The organism is Glycocaulis sp. (genome assembly GCF_052168375.1).
Taxonomy (GTDB): Bacteria; Pseudomonadota; Alphaproteobacteria; order Caulobacterales; family Maricaulaceae; genus Glycocaulis.
This window is the reverse complement of the sequence record NZ_JBQLZR010000257.1, coordinates 1-4,432: the sequence shown is the minus strand read 5'-3', so window position 1 is coordinate 4,432 and position 4,432 is coordinate 1. Positions and strand designations below refer to the sequence as shown.

Here is a 4,432-nt window from a genome sequence, read left to right as displayed (position 1 = left end):
GCTGAGGTCGGTGTGGAATCGGTCGAGCAGGGATTGGCCAGATGCTTGTTCTCGCTCATCAGCGCCGCTGTCGTGACCTCGGCAATCATGAAGCCGGAATTGAGCCCTGGCTCCGGCGTCAGGAAGGGCGGCAGGTCGTGGCTCAGGGTCGGATCGACCAGAAGCGCCACACGGCGCTGGGCAATCGCGCCGGTCTCGGCGATTGCCAGAGCGATCATGTCGGCAGCAAAGGCCACCGGCTCGGCGTGGAAGTTGCCGCCCGAAACGATCTCGTCATCCAGCACCAGCGGGTTGTCGGTGACAGCGTTGGCTTCAATCGCAAGCGTTGCACCCGCCTGGCGGAGCAGGTCCAGCGCCGCGCCAGCCACCTGCGGCTGGCAGCGAATGCAGTACGGGTCCTGCACGCGGGCATCATCCTCGCGATGGCTGTCGCGTATTTGCGAACCCTCCATCACGCCGCGCATGAGGCCTGCAATCTCGATCTGTCCGCGATGGCCGCGCAGGGCATGAATCTGGGGGTGCAGCGGCGCGGTCGAACCCATGGCAGCATCGGTTGAAAGGCAGGACGTTATCACTGCGCCCGTCAACAGGCTCAAGGCATCAAACAGGCCTGCCAGTGCCATGGCGGTCGAGAACTGCGTGCCGTTGATGAGGGCCAAGCCCTCCTTCGCTTCCAGCACGACCGGTTTGAGGCCCGCAGCGGCAAGCGCCTTTCCACCCGGCATTGTCGTGCCCTGATACTCTGCCTCCCCTTCGCCGATCATGACGGCGGCCATATGGGCAAGCGGTGCCAGATCACCCGACGCACCAACAGAGCCTTGCAAGGGAATGACCGGCGTGACACCCGTCTCCAGCATAGATTCCAGAAGGGCAATGAGGTCCCATCTCACGCCTGAGGCTCCTCGCGAAAGGCTGAGGAGTTTCAGCGCCATCATCAGGCGAACATCGCGGGGCTGCGCACTTTCGCCCACGCCGCAGCAATGGGAGAGGATCAGATTGCGCTGCAAGGTGCGGACATCGCCGGGCGCGATCTTCACGTTCGCAAGCTTTCCAAACCCGGTATTCACACCATAGACCGCCACTGCGCCGGAAGCCGCAGCGGCCACGCGCGCTGCGCTCGCCTCGACCGCCTCCTTCGCCGAGCGGCTGACTTGCACAGGCAGGCTTTCGCGCCAGATGCGCTCCAGCTCGTTCAAACTGACCTGACCGGGCTCGAGTATCAGCATGACTGGCCTGCGAAGATGCGCTCATGGAGCGGATTGAAACCGATGCGGCCTGACAGTTCTGCGGCAGAGCCTGCATCCCAGATGGAGAGATCGGCCCGCATGCCAGACACCAGCACGCCCCGGTCATCAAGGCCGAGCGCGCGCGCGGCATTCACTGTCACGCCTCGAAGCGCCTCGTCCGGCGTCAGGCGGAAAAGCGTGCACGCCATGTTCATGGCCAGAAGAAGCGAGGTCAGCGGTGAGGTACCCGGATTGCAGTCCGTCGCCACCGCGATGGGCACGCCCTGTTCGCGGAAGACGTCAACGGGCGGCAGTTTCGTCTCACGCAGGAAGTAGAAAGCGCCGGGCAGGAGCACGGCCACCATGCCGGCCTTTGCCATGGCGCGGGCGTCATCATCATTGGCATATTCCAGATGATCAGCCGAAAGAGCGCGATGACGCGCGGCGAGCGCCGTGCCGCCCTGATGGGACAATTGCTCGGCATGAAGCTTCACCGGCAGGCCAAGTGACCGGGCTTCAGTGAAGACACGGTCGATCTGCGCGGGCGTGAAGGCGATAGTCTCGCAGAACCCGTCAACCGCATCGACGAGGCCTTCGCTACTGGCAGCGCGCAGAGCAGGCAGGCAGATTTCGGCCAGATAGGCATCGCCCTGCCCGGCATATTCCGGCGGCAGCGCATGGGCGCCAAGGAAGCTGGTCTTGATGGAGACAGGACGCTGACCCTCCAGTGCCCGCGCCACACGCAGCATGACCAGTTCGGTCTCGATATCGAGGCCGTAGCCCGACTTGATCTCGATGGTGGAAACGCCTTCGGCCAGCAGCGCATCAAGGCGTGGCAGGGCCTGCGCCATTAATTCCTCTGCGCTGGCGGCCCGTGTGGCGGCGACGGTGGAGACGATCCCGCCACCGGCCCGCGCGATGTCTTCGTAGCTTGCACCCTCAAGGCGCATCTCGAATTCGCGCGTGCGGTCGCCGCCATGCACCAGATGCGTGTGACAGTCGATCAGAGCAGGCGTGACAAGGCGCCCCTCCAGATCACGGCGTTCCAGCGCGCGGTAGCGCTCTGGCAGATCGCTCTGCAGGCCTGCCCACGCGATGCGCCCATCGGCAATCACCAGCGCGCCAACACCGTCAACCGGCTCTGGCGTGATGGCGAGCCGGGCGCCAGTCAGCACATGGGCGCGGGGTTGATCCACCTTGATTCCTCCTGCAAGCCGGACCATTAAGTATAGACTTATTTTCTGAGTCAACGGATCGGACATGGGCGAAACACAGGTCATTCACGCCGCAGAGGCCCTTCTTGGCGATGGCTGGGCCAGCAATGTCCGCCTGCATGTTGCGGATGGGCGCGTTGCCCGCATCGAGACGGGCATGGACGCAGTCGCGGGCGACACCTGCGCGGGCATCGTGATCCCGGCGCCTGCGAACCTGCACTCACACGCCTTTCAGCGCGCCATGGCCGGGATGACAGAGCGGCGCGGCGCGGATCCGTCTGACAATTTCTGGACCTGGCGCAAGGCGATGTATGCCTTCCTTGATGCCCTGACGCCGGACGATGTCGAGGCCATAGCCGCCTTCGTGCAGATGGAAATGCTCGAAGCCGGCTACGCGGCAAATGTGGAGTTTCACTACCTCCACCACGCGCCCGATGGTGCGCCTTACGACAATCTCGCCGAGATGAGCGAACGCATTGCCGCCGCTGCCCGGACTACCGGTATCGGCCTGACACTGCTTCCGGTCCTCTACCAGCAGGGCGGCTGCGACGGACGGCCGCTCGGGGCCGGGCAGATCCGCTTCGGCAATGATATTTCGCGCTTTGAGCGCCTTGCCGAGGCAGCACGAAAGACCCTCGCCTCCCTTCCCGCAGATACGGTCAGCGGCATTGCCGCCCATTCGCTCCGGGCTGTTTCCCCTGAAGGCCTGAAGGCCTGTATCGCGCTGCAACCCGGCACGCCCTTGCACATGCACCTTGCCGAGCAGACCGGCGAAGTCGACGAGGTGCTGGCCCATTACGGCGCCCGCCCTACCGAATGGCTGCTGGAGAATGCGTCTGTCGATGCACGCTGGTGCCTCATCCACTGTACGCAGATGACCGTTGAGGAAACGCGCACGCTGGCCCGGACCGAAGCGGTTGCCGGGCTGTGCCCGATCACCGAGGGCAATCTGGGTGACGGTATCTTCAACGGGGTCGAATGGCTGGCCAGTGGCGGGACGTTCGGTGTCGGATCTGACAGTAATGTCCGCATCAGCCTGTCAGAGGAATTGCGCCAGCTGGAATACTCACAGCGCCTTCGTGATCGCAGCCGGGCGGCGCTCGCAACCCGCCAGAAGTCATCCGGACGGGTATTGCTGGAAGGCGCGGCAAAAGGCGGCGCACAGGCCGCAGGACGCGGGTCAGGAATGATCGCGGAAGGCGCCTGGGCTGATCTTGCCGTCCTAGATACCGGGCACATCCACCTTGAGGAGCGCACACGGGATATGGCGCTTGATAGCTGGATATTCGCTGGCGATGACCGGCTGGTCAGCGATGTCTGGTCGGCGGGACGCCATCTGGTGCAGAACGGCGCGCATATACATCACGACAGCATTACCGCGCGCTACCGCCAGACTATCCGGCGGCTGGGGAGCCGCCTGTGAGCACCACAAGCTGGCAGGCGGTGCGGCGCGAAGCGCTTCGCCGCATCCGCACGCGTGAATGGGTGCCGGGCGCACTGATTCCGAAAGAGGCCGAGCTGGCGCAGGAACTGGGCTGTGCCCGCGCCACCGTGAACCGGGCGCTGCGGGACCTCGCCGAGGCGGGCTATCTCGACCGGCGGCGCAAGGGCGGCACGCGCGTGACGGAAACGCCGGTGCGGCGCGCCGTCTTTGACATTGCCATTATTCGTCAGGAGGTGGAGCAGTCCGGCGCAAGCCATGGCTATGCCCTGCTCGCTGACACGGACCAGCCCCTGCCAGATTTGCTCGCCGCGCGTCTGGGTGCAGCGACCGGAGAGGTCTGGCGCCATGTCGTTGCGCTTCACGCGCGTGATGACACACCTTTCTGCCTTGAAGACCGATGGCTGAACCCGCGCCTCGTTCCGCGTGATCTCGCACCGTTCGATACGCTCAGCGCCAATGAATGGCTCGTCCGGAACATACCCTTTTCCGGCGGCGAGCTGGTGTTTCGTGCAGGCATGGCCGGCGAGGCTCTGGCCGCGCACCTTCGC

Annotated in this window: 4 protein-coding genes; 2 read left to right on the top strand and 2 right to left on the bottom strand. The window is 64.6% G+C overall.

Annotation, left to right across the window (positions count from 1 at the left end; translation table 11 throughout):
- Together hutH and hutI are read right to left on the bottom strand one after the other, a co-directional pair.
- Positions 1-1,226: histidine ammonia-lyase (gene hutH / locus ACTS2Z_RS10515; protein ID WP_442573163.1), on the bottom strand; the 1,226-nt coding region annotated here is incomplete at its 3' end.
- Positions 1,220-2,449: an imidazolonepropionase gene (hutI, locus tag ACTS2Z_RS10510; protein WP_442573162.1), complete on the bottom strand. Its 1,230-nt coding sequence runs from the start codon at positions 2,447-2,449 to the stop codon at positions 1,220-1,222. The genes hutH and hutI, both read right to left, overlap by 7 nt.
- A 37-nt stretch (positions 2,450-2,486) precedes the next feature.
- Here hutI and ACTS2Z_RS10505 point away from each other — a divergent pair, with 37 nt between their 5' ends.
- Together ACTS2Z_RS10505 and ACTS2Z_RS10500 are read left to right on the top strand one after the other, a co-directional pair.
- On the top strand, positions 2,487-3,863 hold the full coding sequence (locus tag ACTS2Z_RS10505) for a formimidoylglutamate deiminase (RefSeq protein WP_442573161.1): 1,377 nt from the start codon (positions 2,487-2,489) through the stop codon (positions 3,861-3,863).
- On the top strand, positions 3,860-4,432 hold a 573-nt coding region (locus ACTS2Z_RS10500), incomplete at its 3' end, for a GntR family transcriptional regulator (RefSeq protein WP_442573160.1). The genes ACTS2Z_RS10505 and ACTS2Z_RS10500, both read left to right, overlap by 4 nt.

Bases quoted from the DNA above. Each gene is read 5' to 3' on its own strand.
- ACTS2Z_RS10505 (WP_442573161.1), top strand. From the start codon at position 2,487: ATGGGCGAAACACAGGTCATTCACGCCGCAGAGGCCCTTCTTGGCGAT.
- hutI (WP_442573162.1), bottom strand. From the start codon at position 2,449: ATGGTCCGGCTTGCAGGAGGAATCAAGGTGGATCAACCCCGCGCCCAT.